13 protein-coding genes and 1 tRNA gene are annotated in these 20265 nt (G+C 67.7%); 8 read left to right on the forward strand and 6 right to left on the reverse strand.

Going from position 1 to position 20265, the window contains the following annotated elements; all coding sequences use genetic code 11:
* Positions 1-177: 177 nt before the first annotated feature.
* The 3 genes from gndA to C7H84_RS10025 all read right to left on the reverse strand — a co-directional run bounded on the left by gndA (position 178) and on the right by C7H84_RS10025 (position 3222).
* A complete protein-coding gene (gndA, locus tag C7H84_RS10015) occupies positions 178-1590 on the reverse strand; it encodes an NADP-dependent phosphogluconate dehydrogenase (RefSeq protein WP_121858666.1) in 1413 nt (470 codons plus the stop codon).
* Between the two features lie 97 nt (positions 1591-1687).
* Positions 1688-2329, reverse strand: coding sequence for a DUF938 domain-containing protein (locus tag C7H84_RS10020; protein WP_121858667.1), 642 nt, complete (start codon positions 2327-2329; stop codon positions 1688-1690).
* Complete coding sequence (locus tag C7H84_RS10025; protein WP_121858668.1) at positions 2326-3222, reverse strand: NAD-dependent protein deacetylase; 897 nt, start codon at positions 3220-3222, stop codon at positions 2326-2328. Before C7H84_RS10025 ends, C7H84_RS10020 begins: the two co-directional genes overlap by 4 nt.
* Before the next feature lie 1105 nt (positions 3223-4327).
* On the opposite strand from C7H84_RS10025, the gene C7H84_RS10030 reads away from it, so the two are divergent.
* A complete protein-coding gene (locus C7H84_RS10030; protein ID WP_205611414.1) occupies positions 4328-5287 on the forward strand; it encodes an LLM class oxidoreductase in 960 nt (319 codons plus the stop codon).
* 344 nt (positions 5288-5631) lie between these two features.
* Positions 5632-8130 (forward strand): mechanosensitive ion channel domain-containing protein, encoded by a 2499-nt coding sequence (locus C7H84_RS10035; protein WP_121858670.1) that lies wholly within the window; start codon positions 5632-5634, stop codon positions 8128-8130.
* Between the two features lie 64 nt (positions 8131-8194).
* Here C7H84_RS10035 and C7H84_RS36310 read toward each other — a convergent pair whose 3' ends face one another.
* On the reverse strand, positions 8195-8353 hold the full coding sequence (locus C7H84_RS36310; RefSeq protein ID WP_162999256.1) for a hypothetical protein: 159 nt from the start codon (positions 8351-8353) through the stop codon (positions 8195-8197).
* A 98-nt stretch (positions 8354-8451) separates the two neighbouring features.
* On the opposite strand from C7H84_RS36310, the gene C7H84_RS10040 reads away from it, so the two are divergent.
* From C7H84_RS10040 to C7H84_RS10065, 6 genes are all read left to right on the forward strand, one after another.
* Complete coding sequence (locus C7H84_RS10040; RefSeq protein ID WP_121858671.1) at positions 8452-9612, forward strand: efflux RND transporter periplasmic adaptor subunit; 1161 nt, start codon at positions 8452-8454, stop codon at positions 9610-9612.
* Between the two features lie 20 nt (positions 9613-9632).
* A complete protein-coding gene (locus tag C7H84_RS10045) occupies positions 9633-12776 on the forward strand; it encodes a multidrug efflux RND transporter permease subunit (protein WP_121858672.1) in 3144 nt (1047 codons plus the stop codon).
* A gap of 4 nt (positions 12777-12780) precedes the next feature.
* Positions 12781-14235 (forward strand): efflux transporter outer membrane subunit, encoded by a 1455-nt coding sequence (locus C7H84_RS10050; RefSeq protein WP_121858673.1) that lies wholly within the window; start codon positions 12781-12783, stop codon positions 14233-14235.
* Positions 14232-14921, forward strand: coding sequence for a response regulator (locus C7H84_RS10055; protein ID WP_121858674.1), 690 nt, complete (start codon positions 14232-14234; stop codon positions 14919-14921). The genes C7H84_RS10050 and C7H84_RS10055 overlap by 4 nt, the downstream gene beginning before the upstream one ends.
* A complete protein-coding gene (locus tag C7H84_RS10060) occupies positions 14918-15517 on the forward strand; it encodes a histidine kinase (protein WP_121858675.1) in 600 nt (199 codons plus the stop codon). The genes C7H84_RS10055 and C7H84_RS10060 overlap by 4 nt, the downstream gene beginning before the upstream one ends.
* 729 nt (positions 15518-16246) lie before the next feature.
* On the forward strand, positions 16247-18082 hold the full coding sequence (locus C7H84_RS10065; protein ID WP_121858676.1) for a S53 family peptidase: 1836 nt from the start codon (positions 16247-16249) through the stop codon (positions 18080-18082).
* Positions 18083-18232: 150 nt separating this feature from the next.
* On the opposite strand, the gene C7H84_RS10070 is transcribed toward C7H84_RS10065, so the two are convergent.
* Both C7H84_RS10070 and C7H84_RS10075 read right to left on the reverse strand, forming a co-directional pair.
* Positions 18233-19783, reverse strand: coding sequence for a phospholipase D family protein (locus C7H84_RS10070; protein WP_121858677.1), 1551 nt, complete (start codon positions 19781-19783; stop codon positions 18233-18235).
* Between the two features lie 317 nt (positions 19784-20100).
* Positions 20101-20179: transfer RNA gene (locus tag C7H84_RS10075), tRNA-Ile, on the reverse strand.
* Positions 20180-20265 lie beyond the last annotated feature (86 nt).

The following is a 20265-nucleotide window of genomic DNA, read 5'->3' on the forward strand; positions in this document are numbered from 1 at the left end:
TCGCCGCACACACCATGTCTGCAGCGATTGAACAAAGTTTAGTCCGGAGATCACCTAGGGAAAACCATGAAAGAACGAAAACACTGTTTCCCCGGAGCCAACAATTCTGGCATCCGGGAACGAAAAACCCTACTCAAAGAATAGAATTTCGCAACAATGCCGCCCTCGCCCGGCCGGTTACGACCAGTTCGCGTGGAAGCTGCCCGGCTTGTCGGTACGCTCGAACGTGTGCGCGCCGAAGAAGTCTCGCTGCGCCTGCACAAGGTTCGCCGGCAGCCGCTCGGAGCGGTAGCTGTCGAAGTACGCGACCGCCGACGCGAACGCCGGCACCGGGACGCCGGCCTTCACCGCGGCCACCACCACATCGCGCAGCGACGCCTGGTAGTTCGCGGCGATGTCCTTGAAGTACGGGTCGAGCAGCAGGTTCGCGAGCGCCGCGTCGTTCGCGTACGCGTCCGTGATCTTCTGCAGGAAGCGCGCGCGGATGATGCAGCCGGCGCGGAAGATCTTCGCGATCGTCCCGAGATCAAGGTTCCAGCCGTACTCTTCCGACGCGGTGCGCAGCTGCGCGAAGCCTTGGGCGTACGAGATCACCTTGCTCAGGTACAGCGCACGGCGCACGGCTTCGATGAACGCGGCACGATCGCCGTCGAACGGCGCGGCGGCCGGGCCCGACAGGATCTTGCTGGCCGCGACGCGCTCGGTCTTCAGCGACGACAGCACGCGCGCGAACACCGACTCGGTGATGAGCGGCAGCGGCACGCCGAGATCCAGCGCGTTCTGGCTCGTCCATTTGCCGGTGCCCTTCTGCGCGGCGCGATCGAGGATCACGTCGACGAGGTGCTTGCCGGTTTCGTCGTCCTTCTTGCCGAAGATCTTCGACGTGATCTCGATCAGGTAGCTGTCGAGTTCGCCCTGGTTCCACTCGGTGTACACCGCGCCGAGTTCGTCGTTGGTCAGGCCCGCGACGTCCTTCAGCACCGCATAGCTCTCGGCGATCAGCTGCATGTCGCCGTATTCGATACCGTTGTGAACCATCTTCACGTAGTGGCCCGCGCCGTCCGGGCCCATGTACGCGACGCACGGCTCGCCGTCCGACGGCGCCTTCGCGGCGATCTGCTTGAGGATCGGCTCGACCAGTTCGTACGCGTCGCGCTGGCCGCCGGGCATGATCGACGGGCCGCGCAGCGCGCCCTCCTCGCCGCCCGACACGCCGGTGCCGATGAAGTGCAGGCCCGATTGCGCGAGTTCCTGGTTGCGGCGGATCGTGTCGGTGAAGTGCGTATTGCCGCCGTCGATCAGCACGTCGCCCTTCTCGAGCAGCGGCTTGAGCGATGCGATCGTCGCATCGGTGGCTTCCCCGGCCTTCACCATCATCAGGATCCGGCGCGGCGTTTCGAGCGACGCGACGAATTCCTCGAGCGTATGGGTCGGCACCAGATTGCGGCCGGGGAATTCGGCGATCAGTTCGTCGGTTTTCTCGCGGCTGCGGTTGTACACCGACACCGCGTAACCGCGGCTCTCGATATTGAGTGCGAGATTGCGGCCCATCACCGCGAGACCGATCACACCGATTGCTTGCTTGCCCATTATTCAATTCTCCGGAAAAAACAGGGCGCAACCCGAACCGGGCCGCGCGCACAGGCGAAAGGATAGTGGAAACGCGGCCGCGCTGCGCGCATGCGTGTCATTGCTCGGCGTGCGGCAGGCGCCGGAACACGACGCTCAGGTTGTTCGCCGGCATCTCGACGACCTCGATGCAGTCGAGCCCGCGATCGAGGCCGAGCGCGACGACCGTCTCGAGATCGCGCACGCCCCACGACGGGTCGCGACTGCGCAGTTGCTGGTCGAACGCTTCGTTGGACGGCGCGGTGTGGCGGCCTTCGCGGCGATACGGGCCGTACAGGAACAGCACGCCGCCTGGGCGCAGCACGCGCGCCGCACCGGCGAACAACGCTTCGGTGCAGGCCCACGGCGAGATGTGAATCATGTTGATGCAGACGATCGCGTCGAGCGCGGCGGCCGGCCACGCCGCATCGCGCACGTCGAACGCCAGCGGCTCGGCCAGGTTCGCGAGGCCGGCGTGCGCGACCCACGCGGCGATCGAGCGGCGCGCGTGCGCGTCGGGGTCGCTCGGCTGCCAGCGCAGACCCGGCAGCGCCTGCGCGAAATGAACCGCATGCTGTCCGGTGCCGCTCGCGATCTCGAGCACGGTGCCGCTCGCCGGCAGTACGCGGCGCAGCACGTCGAGAATCGGCCCGCGGTTGCGCTCAGCCGCGGGCGCCGACAGCCGCGCGGACGGGTCGGGCACGGACGTCGGCGCGGTCACGATGCATGCTCCTGCGCGCCGCCGACGACACCCAGCCGCGCATTCAGCGCGTCGAGCGCGGGCGCGCAACGCGCTTCCACCTTCAGCGTCAGCATCGGATCGGCCCGCGTATGGCCGAGGTTCAGCGCGGCGACGGGCTTGTGCTGCGCCTGCGCCCATACGCAGAACCGATAGCCGGAATACACCATCAGCGACGAGCCGACGACGAGCAGCGCGTCGGCCGCGTCGAGCGCCTGCGACGCCAGCGCGACGCGTTCGCGCGGCACGTTCTCGCCGAAGAACACCACCGCCGGCTTCAGCAACCCGCCGCAGGCCGGGCAGGCCGGGACGCGGAACGTGTCGAGCGCGGTCCATTCGAGGTGCGCGTCGCCGTCGGCGGCAGGTTCGGCCTGCGCGCCCAGCAGTTCGGGGTTATCGGTTTCGAGCACGGTCTGGATCGTCGCGCGCGCATGATGCGCACCGCAATCGAGGCAGGTGACGCCGTTGATGCCGCCATGCAGTTCGATCACGTCGTCGCTGCCCGCGCGCTGGTGCAGGCCATCGACATTCTGCGTGATGAGCCGCTCGATCCGGCCGGTGCGGCCGAGGCGCGCGAGCGCGACGTGCGAACGGTTCGGTTGCGCATGGCCGACCACCGGCCACCCGATCATGCTGCGCGCCCAGTAGCGCCGGCGCGCCGCGTCGGAGCCGAGGAATTCGTGGAGCTGGATCGGCGGCGAGCGCATCCATTGACCGTTGCGGTCGCGATAGCCGGGAATGCCGGAATCCGTGCTGATGCCCGCGCCGGTCAGCACGAGCAGCCGCGGACGACGCTCGACGAAGGCATGCAGCGCGTCGAGCGCGGCCGGCTCGATGCTGGCGGATGTGGGGTCGTGCAGGGCGGTGTCGTTCATGTCGAAGGCGCGTGATCGGGCGCGGTGGCAGGCCGTGCACCCGCACGGGCAGCCAGCGCGCCAGCACATGATACAGAACGCCGCGCGATCGGGCCGGCGGTGCGCGCGCGCAACCGGCGCACAAAAAAAGACGCCCATCGACCATATGGCGACGGGCGTTTCAACAATTGATCCATCGGGGTTGTGGATCAACTGACAGCACAATGACGTCGCATCCGCTGCATCACCGCCAACGGACCTCCCCCTGAACTACACCTTCGAATTCACGATGTTGCGCGGATCGTCGCGCGGGCGCGCGGGCGGCTGCACACGCGTGCATGGCATGAGGCGTGCTGGCATTTCGCGCGTCGGCATGACGATCCGGAAGCCTGGGTTGCCCATCCGCGGGCATTGGCGGTTCATCCCCGACAGCCGGCCTGGCACCGGCCGGCCTCGTGCGTCACGCCTGCACGTCGTCGTTCAGAACGAACCCGCTTTGTTCGGATGGAACGGAAAGCCGCACGCCTATGTCGCCGCAATCAACGGCGAAGCGAATGCGCGGGCAGGTCGGCGATTCATGTCTGCAACACGGCACGTTGCGATTTGGTCTGTTCTCATTCTGTTGTCCCCGTCTTCGATGCATCCGACCCACTGAAGCGATTGCCGGACCTGCTTCGCCGGCGATCGCGCTCACGGCGCATACAGATATGCAAGGAGCGCACCATGTTGGGCAGCGCAAGGCCACACGGGGCGATGAAATGATCGGATGCAAATTGCGCGACGACAGATACGCGCGGATGTTTCGAAATTGAAACGACGGGAAAGGGGCACGGGGGATCGACGGGGCCGGACAGGAAGCCGCGTTACAGGAATGAGACGCGGCGCGCGGCCGTTCACCGGCGCCCCATCCCTCAATGCACTGACGATTTGCTTGCAATCGCCCCACGCACGCCGCGGATCGCACTGGCTATAGTCCCGCGAGTAGTGCCGTGCTGCGGTGTGCCGGACCGCAGAGGCCGCCAGGCCGCCGCGTAGCGCGCCGCGCGGCACAAGCGTCGCGCAAACACGTTAGCATGCGGACACGGCGCTGCGCGCGCGCCCATCGCACCGTCTTCAAGGAATGGACATGACCCTGCCCGCCTCCGCGCGCGCCGACGTCGCGCATCGCGTGTTCTCGCCCGAGCGGCTGTCGATCGGCCTGACGCTGCCGCTGCTGCGCAGCGGCCAGACCGTCCCGGATTTCAACGAGCAGCTCGAACTCGCGGCACTCGCCGACTCCGTCGGCTTTCGCGCACTGTGGATTCGCGACGTGCCGCTGAACAGCGCCGACTATCCCGACCCGGTCGGCCATCTCGATCCGTGGGTGCTGCTCGGCGCGCTCGCCGCGCGCACGCGTCGGATCGTGCTCGCGAGCGGCGCGATCGTGCTGCCGCTGCGGCATCCGCTGCATATCGCGAAAGGCGCGCTGTCGGTCGCGACGCTGTCCGGCGGACGCTTCGTCCTCGGGCTCGGCTCCGGCGATCGGCCGCCCGAATATGCGGCGTTCGGCGTCGACGCGGAAACGCGGCGCGACCGATATCGCCGCCATTGGGACACCGTCGCGGCCGCGCTCGCCGTGCCGTCCCGCGTGCTGCCCGACGAGACGCCGCCGGATGCACCCGAGTTCACGCTGCTGCCGCGCAGCGACGCCGCGGTGCCGATGCTCGCGGTCGGCTCGGGCGGACAAAGCGTCGACTGGATCGCAGGGAACGCGATCGGCTGGATGACGTACCACCGCGATCCCGATACGCAGCGTTCACGCTATTCGATGTGGCGCGCGGCCGTCGACCGGCTCGCCCAACCGGCCTTTCGCGCGTTCGGCGTATCGATGCGGCTCGATCTCGATGCGAATCCCGGTGCGCCGGCCGCCGCGCTATCGCTCGGTTATGCAACCGGTCGCAACGCGCTGATCGATATCCTGCGGGACATGCGCGCGGCCGGCACGCACCACGTCACGCTGAATGCCGGGTCGGACCGGCCCGTGCGCGAGGTCATCGAGGAACTCGCCGAGCACGTGCTGCCGGTCTTTCACGACGAGCAGAGTTGATTCGTCAGGAATCCGGAGTTCTGCAGCGGGCACCAAGCGCGTGACCCGCACGGGATGCGACGCACGGCACAGCAGGTTCCGTTCCTGAACCCGCCGCGCTCGTCGGAGCACCCTGTCGTCGCCCGGGCAAACCGCGCGGAGCGGAACGGCCGGCCGAAATTGCGAGGCACCAGCGTCGCGCCAAACCGATCGTCCGCCAAGCCGCAAACGCCCATTCCACTTGCCGTATGCCCGATTCGAATATTCATCGATGGAACTATTCGGCCCCGATCGCGATCATGTTAACTTCCGTCCATCGTCCAGACCGGCGGGTTGCGCTTCGCCGCGCGCCCGCATGCCTCCTCATGCGACATTTCCTGCTCGGCTGGCTGCTCGCCGCCATCGTTTCGGTCGCCCACGCGGCCACCCCTGCCCCGGCCGCCGCGTCGGCCGCCTCCGGCGCCGTGCCGGCGCTGACGCCGCAACAGGCGCAGCAGGCTCTCTCGGTGCTGCAAAACCCGCGCGAACGCCAGCAGGTCGAAACGACGCTGCGCGCGATCGCGGCCGTCGGCGTACTCAGCACGCCCGCACTCCCGGCGAGCGGCGCGGCGCCGGCCAGCGCGGCCTCGGGCGCGGGCGCCCCCGCCGCGCTGACGACGAACGGGCTCGCGTCGATGCTCGTCCGGCAGGGATCGCGCTGGGCAGGCCACATCGGCGGCGCGCTGAACGAATCGCTGCGCTCGCTGCTCGACGTCGGCTCGGTCGGCATCTGGTGGCACGAGCGTCTCGTGCGCGCCGACGCGCGTGCGGACCTCGCGCGCTCGATCTCGATCATCCTGGCCGTGCTCGTGCCCGCGCTCGTCGTCGAATGGCTCGCGAAGCGGCTGCTGCGGCGCGCGCTGGCCGCGTTGGGCGTGCGTCGCGCCGAATCGTCGCGCCGGGCCGAAAACGAGCCGTCCGGATCGGCGCCGTCCGAGTCATCCGAGCCGCCCGGGCCACACGACGACACGGTGCCGGCGTCTGCAGCGGCCGTTCCCGGCGCGAAAACCGACGGCGCCGCCACGCCGGATAAGTCGTCGCGAGGTCGCGGCCATGCGCGGCGCCACACCACGCTGCTGCGCCGGATGCCGCGCGCGCTGGTCAGCCTCGCGCTGCGGGTCGTGCCGCTGCTGGTGTTCGTCGGCGTCGCGAGCCTGACGATGTCGGTCCTCGACGCCGACGGCACGCCGATCCAGACCGCACTCGAATCCCTGATCGACATCTACGTGATCTGCCGCCTCGTGACGATCGTCAGCCGGCTGTTCTTCCAGCCCGATGCCCGGCAGTTGCGGCTGGTTCACATCAGCGATGCGTGGGCCGCGTTCGTGCAGCGCTCGATCGCGCGAATCGCGATCGTCGTCGGCGCGTGCACGGCCGCGATCGAGATTGCCGGAAGCTTCGGCCTCAGCGACGCCGGTCACGTCGCGCTGCTGAAGGCCGTCGCGCTCGTCGGCCACCTGATGATCTCCGCGCTGATCCTGCGGTGCCGCCAGCCGGTCGCCGCGCGCATCCGTGCGGCCGGCGAAGCGCGCCCGGCGTTGGCGATGGTCAGCAATGCGCTCGCAGACGCATGGGCGCCCGTGGCCGTGTTCGTCGTGATGGCGCTGTGGTTCGTGTGGGCGCTCGACGTCCACAACGGCTACCGTGTGCTGATCACGCTCGGCGGCCGGTCGATCGCCGTGATGGTTGGCATGCGGATCGTGTCGATCGTCGTGTTCGGCGCGCTCGCACGGCTGCTCCAGCGCCGTGACGACGATCGCACGCTGGTCCATCTGCACGCGTACCGCTACTACCCGCTGGTGCGCCGGATCGTGTCGGCGGTGATCGCCATCGTGACCGTCGTGCTGTTGCTGCAGACCTGGGGCGTGCCGATCTTCCACGCGTTCCAGGCCGGCACGATCGGCCATCGGCTCGCATCGGCGCTGATGACGATCGCGATCGCGGCCGTCGTCGCGCTGATCGTCTGGGAAGCCGCGAACATCGCGATCGAGCGCCGCCTGCAGCTGTGGACGCGCGAAGGCAACCTCGTGCGCGCGGCGCGGCTGCGCACGCTGCTGCCGATGCTGCGTTCGTTGCTGTTCATCATGATCGCGCTCGTCGTCGTGCTGACGGGCCTGAGCGAAATCGGCGTGAACGTCGGTCCGCTGCTCGCCGGCGCCAGCATCTTCGGCGTCGCGCTCGGCTTCGGCTCGCAGAAGCTCGTGCAGGATTTCATCACCGGGATCTTCCTGCTGATGGAGAACGCGATGCAGGTCGGCGACTGGGTCACGCTCGCGGGCGTGTCCGGCACGGTCGAATACCTGTCGATCCGCACCGTGCGGCTGCGCGCGGGCGACGGGTCGCTGTACACGATCCCGTTCAGCTCGGTGACGACCGTCAACAACACGAATCGCGGGCTCGGCAACGCGGCCGTCAAGGTCAGCATCGCGTATGGGCAGGACATCGATCAGGCGATCGCGACGCTCAAGGAAATCGGCGCCGCGTTGCGCGACGATCCGGATTACAAGGACGGCATCCTGTCGGACTTCAGCTACTGGGGCGTCGATCAGGTCGACGGCGCGACGATCACGCTGGCCGGGCAGATGCAATGCAAGGACTCCGCACGCTGGGGCGTGCAGCGCGAATTCAACCGGCGGATCGCGGTGATGTTCCGCGAACGCCGGATCCGGATCGCGAATCCGCAGCGCAGCGTCGTCGCGTACGACGGCGGTTCGCGGCCAGCGGCGCCGGAGAACCGCGAGAGCACCGCGAACGGCGCCAACGCGGGCGGCCCGCCGGCCGCCGAACCGCCGCCACCCGCTGCACCGGCGCGCAAGCCGGACTGATCGTGCGGATGCCGATGGCTCGGCCACCGCGCATCGCGCCATCCCACTCCGATGAGCGCCGCGTTCAACGCGCGGCGGTTTTCTTCGCGCGCTGAACACGCTTCGATGCGTTCGCCGGCGCGGCCGCCGCGTCGACGCAGGCCCGCGCGAACCCGTTCGTCAGACGAAAATCCCCCGCCCCGCCGTCTTTCCGCCGCCTTTCGGCTTCTTTCGCCGTCTCCATCGAATCTCCATCTTTCCGCATAAAAGACGCCAACGAAGCGCCTCACACTCCAGCCCGTCAAAGCAGGCAGTGGGCTGCCTGCGCTTCCTGGAGTCGCTATGAAGAATCAACAACGATGCCGTTACGGCGCCGCCGGTGCGCTGCTGGCGGCCCTGCTGGCCGGCTGCGGGCCGGCGGAGCAGCAGGCCGCCGCGCCGGCCATTCCGGTCGCGGCAATGACGCTGGCCGCCGCGCGCCTCGACGTGACCGAAGATCTGCCGGGCCGCGTCGCGGCCGTGCGGATCGCTGAAATCCGGCCGCAGGTCAGCGGGATCGTGCAGCGCCGGCTGTTCGAGCAAGGCACCGAAGTGCGCGCCGGCCAGCCGCTGTTCCAGATCAACCCGGCGCCGTTCAAGGCCGACATGGACACCGCCGCCGCGTCGCTGCAGCGCGCACAGGCCGCACTCGAACGCGCGAAGGTGCAGACGGCGCGCTTCAAGCCGCTCGTCGAGGCCGACGCGATCAGCCGCCAGGTGTACGACGACGCGGTGTCGCAACGCGACCAGGCCGCCGCCGACGTCGCGCAGGCCCGCGCGACCCTCGCGCGCCGCCAGCTCGACCTGAAATTCGCGACCGTGGAAGCGCCGATCGCCGGCCGCATCGACCAGGCGCTCGTGACCGAAGGCGCGCTGGTGTCGAGCACCGACGGCCAGCCGATGGCACGCATCCAGCAGATCGACCAGGTCTACGTCGACGTGCGGCAGCCGGCCGCGTCGCTCGACGCGCTGCGCGGCGCGCTCGCCGCGCAGCCGCAGGCATCCGACAGCAACGGCCTGCCGGTCGACGTGCTGCGCGACGACGACACGCGCTACGACGCGCGCGGCCGCATGCTGTTTTCGGGCGTCAACGTCGATCCGGGCACCGGCGACGTGCTGCTGCGCGTGCTGGTCGACAACCCGAAGCGCCAGCTGCTGCCGGGCATGTACGTACGGGCCCGCATTCCGCGCGCGCACTACGCGAACGCGGTGACGGTGCCGCAGCAGGCCATCGTGCGCGCCGGCGGCAAGCCGCAGGTGTGGGTGCTCGACGCGAAGGGCACCGCGCACCTGAAGGCCGTCGAGATCGGCGAACTGACGAACCGCAGCTACCGCATCAAGTCGGGCCTGCAGGCGGGCCAGAAGATCGTTGTCGAAGGGATGGAGCGCCTCGCCGACGGCGTGACCGTCACCGCGGCCGACTGGAAGTCGCCTGACGCGGCCGCCACCGCATCCGCGCACTGAGTCACGAGGAGCCTCCAGTCATGGCTGAATTCTTTATCCGCCGCCCGGTCTTTGCGTGGGTGATCGCGCTCTTCATCATCCTGATGGGGCTGATCGCGATCCCGCAACTGCCGGTCGCGCGCTATCCGTCGGTCGCGCCGCCGTCCGTCACGATCACCGCGAACTATCCGGGCGCCACCCCGCAGACGATGAACGACGGCGTGCTGAGCCTCATCGAGCGCGAACTGTCCGGCGTCAAGAACCTGCTGTACTTCGAATCGTCGGCCGATACGTCCGGCGCCGCGCAGATCATCGTCACGTTCAAGCCGGGCACCGATCCGGAGATGGCGCAGGTCGACGTGCAGAACAAGATCAAGTCGATTGAGCCGCGCCTGCCCGCGGCCGTGCGCCAGAACGGGCTGATCGTCGAATCCGCGTCGTCCGGCTTCCTGATGCTGATCGGCCTGCGCTCCGACAACGGCCGCTTCGACGAAGGTGCACTCGCCGACTACATGGCGCGCAGCGTGTCCGAGGAGCTGCGGCGAATCCACGGCGTCGGCCGCGTGCTGCAGTTCGGCTCGGAGCGCGCGATGCGCGTCTGGGTCGATCCGCAGAGACTGATCAACTTCGGCCTGTCGATGAACGATCTGACGACCGCGATCGGCCAGCAGAACGTGCAGATCGCGCCGGGCAGCCTCGGTGCGCTGCCCGCGCTGCCGGGCCAGCGCGTGACCGTGCCGCTCACCGCGCAGGGCCAGCTCACGACGCCGGAGGAATTCGCGAAGGTCGTGCTGCGCGCGAACGCGGACGGCTCGAAGGTGGTGCTCGGCGATGTCGCGCGCGTCGAACTCGGCTCGCAGAACTACACGTTCGTGAGCCGCGAGAACGGCAAGGCCGCCACGCTCGTCGGCGTGCAGCTCGCACCGGGCGCGAACGCCGTCAAGACCGCCGACGCGATCCGCGCGCGCATGGCCGAACTGAGCAAGTCGATGCCGGCCGGCATGACCTACTCGATTCCGCTCGACACGTCGCCGTTCGTGAAGATCTCGATCGAGAAGGTGATCGCCACGCTGTTCGAAGCGATGGTGCTCGTGTTCCTCGTGATGTACCTGTTCCTGCAGAACGTGCGCTACACGCTGATCCCGGCCATCGTCGCGCCGGTCGCGATGCTCGGCACGTTCGCGGTGATGCTGCTGACCGGCTTCTCGATCAACGTGCTGACGATGTTCGGCATGGTGCTCGCGATCGGCATCATCGTCGACGATGCGATCGTCGTCGTCGAGAACGTCGAACGGCTGATGGCCGAGGAAGGGCTGTCGCCGAAGGATGCGACGTCGAAGGCGATGAAGGAAATCACCGGTGCGATCATCGGCATCACGCTGGTGCTCACCGCGGTGTTCATTCCGATGGCGATGGCGAGCGGCTCGGTCGGCGTGATCTACAAGCAGTTCACGTTGTCGATGGCCGTGTCGATCCTGTTCTCCGCGCTGCTCGCGCTGACGCTCACGCCAGCCTTGTGCGCGACGATGCTCAAGCCGGTCGAGCCGGGCCATCACGAGAAGCGCGGCTTCTTCGGCTGGTTCAACCGTCGCTTCGAACGGCTGACTGCGTGGTATGAAACGCGCGTCGGCCGCCTGGTCGGCCGTACGGGCCGCGTGATGCTGGTGTTCGTCGCGATCTCGGGCGCGCTCGTGTTCGGTTTCCGCAGCCTGCCGTCGTCGTTCCTGCCCGACGAGGACCAGGGCTACTTCATCACCAGCTTTCTGCTGCCCGCAGACGCTACCACCGAGCGTACGCGCGACGTGGTCAAGACGCTGGAGAAGCATCTTGCTTCGCGTCCGGCAATCCAGTCGAGCATTTCCGTGATGGGTTACGGCTTCTCCGGCCAGGGCTCGAACGCGGCGATCAACTGGTCCGTGATGAAGGACTGGAAAAACCGTGGCGGCGCGTCGACGATCGAGGAAGGCATGCTCGCGCAGCAGGCGATGGCCGGCGTGACCGAAGGCACGGTGATGAGCCTGCTGCCGCCGGCGATCGACGAACTCGGCAACAGCTCGGGCTTCTCGATGCGCCTGGAAGACCGCGCCAACCAGGGTACCGCGGCCCTCAAGGCGGCCGAAGCGAAGCTGCTCGAACTCGCCGCGCAAAGCAAGGTCGTGACCGGCGTGTACCCCGACAGCCTGCCGGCCGGCACGAGCCTGCGCCTCGAGATCGATCGCGCGAAGGCGCAGGCGCTCGGCGTGTCGTTCACGACGCTCAGCGACACGCTGTCCACCGCGATGGGTTCGACCTACGTAAACGACTTCCCGAACGCGGGCCGCATGCAGCAGGTGATCATCCAGGCCGATGCGCCGGCACGCATGCAGATCGACAACGTGATGAAGCTGTACGTGCGCAACGCGGCCGGCGGCATGGTGCCGCTGTCCGAAGTAGTCCGCCCGGTTTGGGCCGACACGCCGCTGCAGATGGTGCGTTTCAAGGGCTATCCGTCCGCGCGCATCTCCGGCAATGCGGCGCCCGGCCAGTCGAGCGGCGCGGCGATGGCCGAGATGGAACGTCTCGCCGCGCAGCTGCCGCCCGGCTTCGCGGTCGAGTGGACCGGCCAGTCGCTGCAGGAACGCCAGTCGGCGTCGCAGGCGCCGATGCTGATGGTGCTGTCGATGATCGTCGTGTTCCTGGTGCTCGCCGCGCTGTACGAAAGCTGGTCGATCCCGCTGTCGGTGATGCTGGTGGTGCCGCTCGGCCTGCTCGGCGCGATCGGCGCGGTGCTGCTGCGCGGTTTGCCGAACGACGTGTTCTTCAAGGTCGGGATGATCACCGTGATCGGCCTGTCCGCGAAGAACGCGATCCTGATCGTCGAGTTCGCGAAGCAGTTGCGTGAGGAAGGCAAGGGCTTGATCGAGGCGGCCATCGAATCGTCGAAGCTGCGCCTGCGCCCGATCCTGATGACGTCGCTCGCGTTCGGCCTCGGCGTGGTGCCGCTGATGATCGCGACCGGCGCAAGCGCGGAAACCCAGCACGCGATCGGTACCGGCGTGTTCGGCGGCATGGTGACCGCCACGGTACTGGCCATTTTCTTCGTCCCGGTGTTCTTCGTGTTCGTGATGAGCATCCAGGAACGCATCGGCGCATGGCGCGCCGCGCGCCGGAAGCCCGAAGCTCAGCATCACGAACGACAAGGTTGATCCCATGCGATTGCTCATTATTTCCTCTGCGGTGTGCGCCGCCCTCGCGCTGTCCGCCTGTTCGCTGACGCCTGCGCTGGTGAAGCCAGCGATGCCGGTGCCGACCGCCTATACGACCGCCGCGGCCGCCGCAGCCGCCGACCTGCACGCGAACGCGGCCGATCTCGGCTGGCGCACGATGTTCGGCGATCGGCGCCTGCAGCGCCTGATCGAAGTCGCGCTGCGCAACAACCGCGACCTGCGGCTCGCCGCGTTGAACGTCGAGGCTGCCGAAGCGCAGTACGGCATCCAGCGTTCGGCGCGCCTGCCGTCGATCGGCGCCGGCGCCAGCTTCACGCGCCAGCGCACGCCCGCCGACGCACAATCAAACCCGCCGCTGCTCGAAAACACGCAGAACCAGTACGGCGTGAACGTCGGCATCAGCGCGTTCGAGATCGACCTGTTCGGCCGCGTGAAGTCGTTGTCGGATGCGGCGTTCGCGCGCTACCTCGCGACCGATCACGGCCGCCGCGCGGTGCAGATCTCACTCGTCGGCGCCGTGGCCGATGCGTACTTCGCGGAGCGCCTCGCTCACGAGCAGCGCGCCCTCGCCGAGCGCACGCTCAGCGACTGGCAGCAATCGCTCGACCTCGCGCGCCGGCTGAAGGAAGCACACCAGGCGAGCGGCGTCGATATCGCGCAGGCGGAAGGCCAGGTCGCGAGCGCCACCGCCGATCTCGAAGCGCGCACGCGCGCCGTCGAGCAGGCGCGCAATGCGCTGCGCCTGCTGCTCGGCAGCGAGCCGCCGAAGGATCTGCCGGACCCGCTGCCGCTCGAGCAGCAGCCGGTGATCACGCAACTGCCTGCCGGCCTGCCGTCGGAGCTGCTGTTCCGCCGGCCCGATATCCAGCAGGCCGAGCAGAACCTGGTCGCGGCCAATGCCGACATCGGCGCCGCACGCGCCGCGTTCTTTCCGAGGCTGTCGCTGACGTCGTCGATCGGCTTCCTCAGCCCGGCGATGGGCAGCCTGTTCGCCGGCGGTCAGAACGTATGGAGCTTCGCGCCGCAGGTCACCGTGCCGATCTTCCAGGGTGGCCGGTTGCGTTCGGAACTGCGTCTCGCGGAAGTGCGCAAGTCGAGCGCGGTCGCCGAGTACGAGCGCGCGATCCAGACCGCGTTCCGCGAAGTCGCCGACGGCATCGCCGGACGCGAGACCTTCGGCCGGCAGATCGAAGCGCAGACGCGCGTGGTCACGTCGGCCGAGCGCCGTACCGACCTGTCGAACCTGCGCTACCGCGCGGGCGTCGAGGGGCGGCTGGAACTGCTGGACTCGCAGCGCCAGCTGTACGCATCGCGGCAAGCGTTGCTCGACCTGCGCCGCAGTGAACTGGCCAATGCCGTCGCGCTCTACAAGGCGCTCGGCGGTGGCCTCACCGATACCGACGTCGCACCGTCGACCGACGTGGTGTTGCAACGATGAGCGCGCTGATCCTGATCGCGGAGGACGAGCCCGACATCTCCGACATCCTCGACGCGTACCTGACGCACGACGGCTTTCGCACCTACCGCGTCGGCAGCGGGCAGGCCGTGCTCGACGTGCAGCCGCACCTCGCGCCCGACCTGATCCTGCTCGACATCGGGCTGCCGGGCAGGAGCGGCTGGGATGTCCTGACCGAACTGCGGCGGCGCTGCACGACACCGGTCGTCGTCGTCACCGCGTTCGACCGGGACGTCGACCGGTTGCAGGCGCTCGGCGGCGGCGCGGACGACTACATCGTGAAGCCGTTCGATCCGGCCGACGTGGTCGCACGCCTGCGCGCGATCCTGCGCCGTGCGCGCACACCGTCGGCCGCGCACCTGCTGCGGGTCGGCGATCTCGAGATCGACACCGACAGCTATCTCGTGCGGATCCGCACGGAATCCGCCGACGCGCCCGTTTCGCTGACGCTCACCGAATTCCGGCTGCTCGCACACATGGCACGTTCGCCGAGCCGCGCGTTCACGCGCAGCGAACTCCTCGATGCCTGCATGGCCGACGTGAGCGCGATGGAACGCACGGTCGACAGCCACGTCAGCCGGCTGCGCAAGAAGCTCGAGCAGGCCGGCGCGCTCGGCATGCCCGAAGTCGTGCGCGGCGTCGGCTACCGGTTGCGAGGCATGCGATGAGCCGGCCGGCGCCGCCGGGCCGGCAATTAGGACGGGCGATCGCGCTGCTCGCGCTCGTCGCCGGGCTGGCCGCCGGCGTCGGAGCGTCGATCGTCGACGCGTTGCAACATCCGCCTGAACTACCGCGCGACGCGCTGCAACACGACGCATTCACCTATCCGGTGCTGGCGACGCTGCTGCTGACCGGGTTGCTCGCGGCGGCCGCCGATCTGTGCAGACTGATTCGCCGCACGCTCGACGCGCTCGACTCCGCCGCGCATGCGGCCGGGCGGATCGTCGCCGGCGATCTGCAGGTGTGCGCGATGTCCCGCAACGGTGGCCCGCGCGCGATGTCGCAATTCATCGAGGACTTCAATGCCATGACCGTTCGCCTCAAACATGCCACTGCCGATGCAGACCGCATCGCACACGCCCCGCTTGCGGAACTCGAAGTGCGACTGGACGAGATCAGGATGCTCGCGGCGGCAGCCGGCGATGCGTCCGACGCACGCTTGCTGCACTGTATCGACGATCTGTTCCGGCTCGTCGACGGCCTGCAGGCCGTCGAGCGGCACGACACACCGACGCTCGAGCATCGGTCACGGAAGCATAGTTAAAGCTGGCGAAGCGCGCGGGTCAATCCGGCGGCCGCGCTGGCGCGACGAATGAGCGCTGCGCGGCCGCGCCTGTGCATTGGAAGGTTTCCTCCACAACCATTCGCGCATTACGAATGAAATCGCCAACTATCCGGTGACGTGAGCCGCCATTACATCCAGCGACGGCTCTGAAAATTACAAAATACCTCTGAATTTTTCAAAAGCATTTCAGCCTATTCAATTTAACTTTGTTTCATATAATCAGAAAAAGTTTGACACCGAACTTTCGTTCTTGATACCGTCCGATGCAAGCAATCTGACGAATTGCAAACCACGCAATCGTTTCCGCTCGACGCGTTCGCTTCCGCTGCACCGAAGTTCTCGCCGCCGACCGCGTCGTCTTCCGTCGGCGCATGCAACACCCGCTGCATTTCATTGGGCAGCTGCCGTCCGGCAGAGCGCCTGAGGACCGAACCGAATGAGCAGGACACCGAAACTGTTGCTCTAGCCATCCGTCTGCATCACGCCTGACCGGCGCGGCCGATCCTCATCGCGGCGCAGCGCCTCCGTTATCGAGCATTCCAGCATTTCGCCCCCGGAAGATCACCACCCTTGCGGATCGGGCGAAAGGCCCCGTCGCGTCCGCGCCATCCGCGCGAGCGTGGCGGATACAAGGCGGCGCACGATCCGCGCCGCTGTCGACCGTAGTTGTTCGTGCCGTTCGATGTTCAACCGGAGGGGTAATTCAAAATGAATCAGGTTGCAAACAAGAAACAAAAGCACATCCGTCTCGTCAAGCTCGCGTTCGCCGCCGCAGCCGTCGCTTCGTTCGGCGTGACGACCGTCCATGCCGCACCGGCCGCCGGCTGGACGGAAACGCGTACCAAGGGATTCCTGCCGCTCGTCCAGCAGGGTGAAAGCAGCAGTGCCGCCGGCGCGCCGGCGGCCAGCACCGCCGCCGCTGCCGCGGCTGCCACCGAGATGGCGCCCGGCGAATCGGTCGACATCGTGCTGGGGCTGAACCTGCGCAACGAAGCGCAACTCGATCAGTACCTGCACGACCTGCACACACCGGGCTCGCCGCACTACAAGCAGTTCCTCACGTCGGCCCAGTTCGCCGCGCAATACGCGCCGACCGACCAGCAGGTCGCCTCCGTCGTCGCGCACCTGCGCAAGGCCGGCTTCGTCAACATCGTGGTCGCACCGAACCGCCTGCTCGTGTCCGCGTCCGGCACCGCGGCCACCATCAAGTCGGCGTTCCGCACCACGCTCAAGCGCTTCACGCGCAACGGCCGCAGCGTCTACGCGAATACCGATGCCGCGCAGGTGCCGAACGCGATCGGCGGCATCGTCGGTGCCGTGCTGGGCCTGCAGAACGTCGAGCTCATGCATACCGGCGCGGGCAGCAAGCCGCAAGGCAACACCAGCAACCTGACGATCCCGGCGGGCGCGTCCGCGGTACCGCACAACCCGACGGAATTCTCGTCGCTCTACGGCGGCGACGGCACGCCGACCGCCTCGCAGACCACGGTCGGCATCATCTCCGAAGGCGACCTGTCGCAGACGGTGAGCGATCTCAACACGTTCGCCGCGAACAACGGCCTCGGCGCGATCGGCAGCAGCGTCGTGCAGACGGGACCGTCGGGCAGTTCGTACACCGATACGTCCGGCACGGTCGAATGGAACCTCGACAGCCAGTCGATCGTGGGCGCTGCCGGCGGCAGCGTGAAGCAGGTCGTGTTCTACGTGGCGCCGTCGATGACGCTCACGGCCATCACCGCCGCGTACAACAAGGCGGTGAGCGACAACGTCGCGAAGGTCATCAACGTGTCGCTCGGCGTGTGCGAATCGTCCGCGTACAGCACCGGCTCGCAGGCGACCGACGACACCATCTTCAAGCAGGCCGTCGCACAGGGCCAGACCTTCTCCGTATCGGCCGGCGACCACGGCGCGTACGAATGCGCGAGCGGCATGCCGTCGCGCTCGACCTACACGGTGAGCGAGCCAGCAACGTCGCCGTACGTGATCGCGGTGGGCGGCACGACGCTGTTCACCAACACGTCGACCAACGCGTACAACAGCGAAATCGTGTGGAACGATCCGAGCTGGCAGCCGGGCACCGTGTGGTCGACGGGCGGCGGCTACAGCAAGTACGAAGCCGCGCCGTCGTGGCAATCGTCGACGCTCACCGGCTCGACCAAACGCGCGCTGCCAGACGTCGGCTTCGATGCCGACCTGCGCACCGGCGCGATCCTGGTGGTGAACGGCCAGACGTCCGACACGCTGTGGGGTTCGGGTTACCTGAACAACGAAGGCGGCACGAGCCTCGCCGCGCCGATCTTCACCGGCATCTGGGCGCGGCTGCAATCGGCGAACAACAACGCGCTCGGCTTCCCTGCGTCGAGCATCTACAAGTACTTCCCGAGCAATGCGGCGCTGGTGCACGACGTGACGTCCGGCAACAACGGCAGCGGCACGTACGGCTACAAGGCGAAGGCCGGCTGGGACGCGACGACGGGCTTCGGCAGCGTGAACATCTCGAAGCTGAACACGTTCATCCAGAGCACGTCGGATTTCGCGCGCTGATCGCACGATGAGCGGTACGGTTCCGGGCATGCGCGATATCGCACGCCCGGAACCGCGTACGCCGCCCCTGGCGAGTCACTTCCCCGGCCAACGATGCGGGTGCACGACGCATGCCGCCGGCGGCTATCGCGAGCGAGTGAGCGAGCGGACTCACAGCTGCGATTCGATCGGCATCAGGCCGAGAAACCAGACTTCCATGCGCCGCGCGGTCGACACTTCCGGCTCGTGGTCGAGCTCGGTCTCCTTCCCGTCCGCGTCGGTCTGGATCCACTTCAGCTGCCCCTTTCCAGCCGGATCGGTCCGCAACTCGACGCGCCACGCGATGCGGTCGAGCCGCGGCTCGAGGTCCATCGCGACTTCGGATGCAATCGCCGGGCTCTCGCAGTACACGCCGATCTCGGTGTTGAGGTTCAACGAGCGCGGATCGAGATTCATCGATCCGATGAAGATGCTCTTGCGATCGAATACGTACGTCTTCGCATGCAGCGACGCACGCGACGAGCCGATGATCACCTGCTTCGAGATGCTCCGGTCGCCGGAGGGACGCCGCTCGTAAAGCCGCACGCCGGCCTCGACCAGTTCGCGCCGATAGCGCCGGTAACCGGCATGCACGGCCGCGACGTCGGTCGATGCGAGCGAGTTGGTCAGGATCGTCACGCGCACGCCGCGCGCCGTCAGCGCACGCAGCCGCTCGACCATGTCCCTGCCCGGCACGAAGTACGGCGACACGATCAGCAGTTCCTGCTCGGGCCGCAACGCGAGCGCACGCAGTTGCGGCATCAGGTGCCCTTCGCTGTCCTTCGGCGCGCGTGCAATCTTCGCCGGATCGTCGTACAGGACGGTCGCGTGCCCCCACGACAACTCCGTGCCCTGCCCGTGCACGATCTGCTCGAGCCGCTGGTGCGCCTCGAGCACGTACGGATTGTCCTCCATCGCGCGCAGGTAATCGCGCAGCCGTTCGCGCTCGCGATCGAGGCCGCCCGGCGCCGCGTCATGCCCGACCAGCGCGCTGATCGGGAACGCGTACGGCGAATTCCAGAACGTGTCGAACTCGGTGGAGATGTCGTTCACGACCGGGCCGTGCACCACCACGTCGAGATCGCCGAACTCGAGCATCGACGACGCGCCGAAGTACTCGTCGCCGATATTGCGGCCGCCGACGATCGCCGCCTGGTTGTCCGCGATCATCGCCTTGTTGTGCATGCGCCGATTGACGCGCGCGAACTCCAACACCGTGCCGATTTTCTTGAAATGGCGGGTCGCGACCGGATTGAAGAGCTGGATGTCGATGTTCGGATGCGAGCTGATCTCGAGCAGCTTGCGGTCGTCCGCGTTCGTGCCGAGATCGTCGAGCAGCACACGCACGCGTACGCCGCGATCGGCTGCGCGCATCAGCGCGTCCGCGAGCGCGTGCCCCGTCAGGTCGTCGTGCCAGATGTAGTACTGAAGGTCCAGCGAGCGGTCCGCGCGATCGGCGAGCAGCACGCGCGCATCGAGCGCATCGACCGGGTCGCGCAGCAGGTGAAACGCGTCCTGCCCGGGATGGGCGGCAGCCTGCCGGCGAAACGCCACGCCGAGGCGCGTGTCGTCGGTATCGGTGAACGCATGCGTCGGCACGCGATCGACCTGCGGCGGCAGGCTGGCGCACGCGGCGAGCAACAGCAACGAGAGAATCGCACTCCACGAACGCAGCATGGTCATGATGGCCGCCCCTCACTCTCGGGCCGAAGTCGGTTGGTGTTGGTTCTGGCCGCCGGACGGCGCGCGGCGCCAGTCTGCGGTTCGCGCGTCGACGAATTCCGACTTGAGCGCGCGCCGGTCGCGCTACAGCATACTTCGATTGGTATCGAGACGGCACGCGCGCCGTGCTTCACCGGTGGCGGCGATACGACACGCAGCGCCGGCACGAACGCGTTCAACACATTCGACACATTCACCGCGCGCGCAAAAGAAAAACCCGCGATGCCTTGCGGCATCGCGGGTTTCGCGGCTTCCTCGAATGACGTCGGAAGCGAATCTGGTGGGCCCCCCGGGAGTCGAACCCGGCACCAACGAATTATGAGTTCGCTGCTCTAACCAAGCATGAGCTAGGGGCCCAGACGGGAAGCAAGACGTGCTACACGCTGCCCCGGCAACGAAGCCGGGCCGGCATTGTAACAACAAAGACGCTACAGAGGACGAAC

It is taken from the genome of Burkholderia sp. Nafp2/4-1b (assembly GCF_003635165.1).
In the GTDB taxonomy this organism is placed as follows: Bacteria; Pseudomonadota; Gammaproteobacteria; order Burkholderiales; family Burkholderiaceae; genus Burkholderia.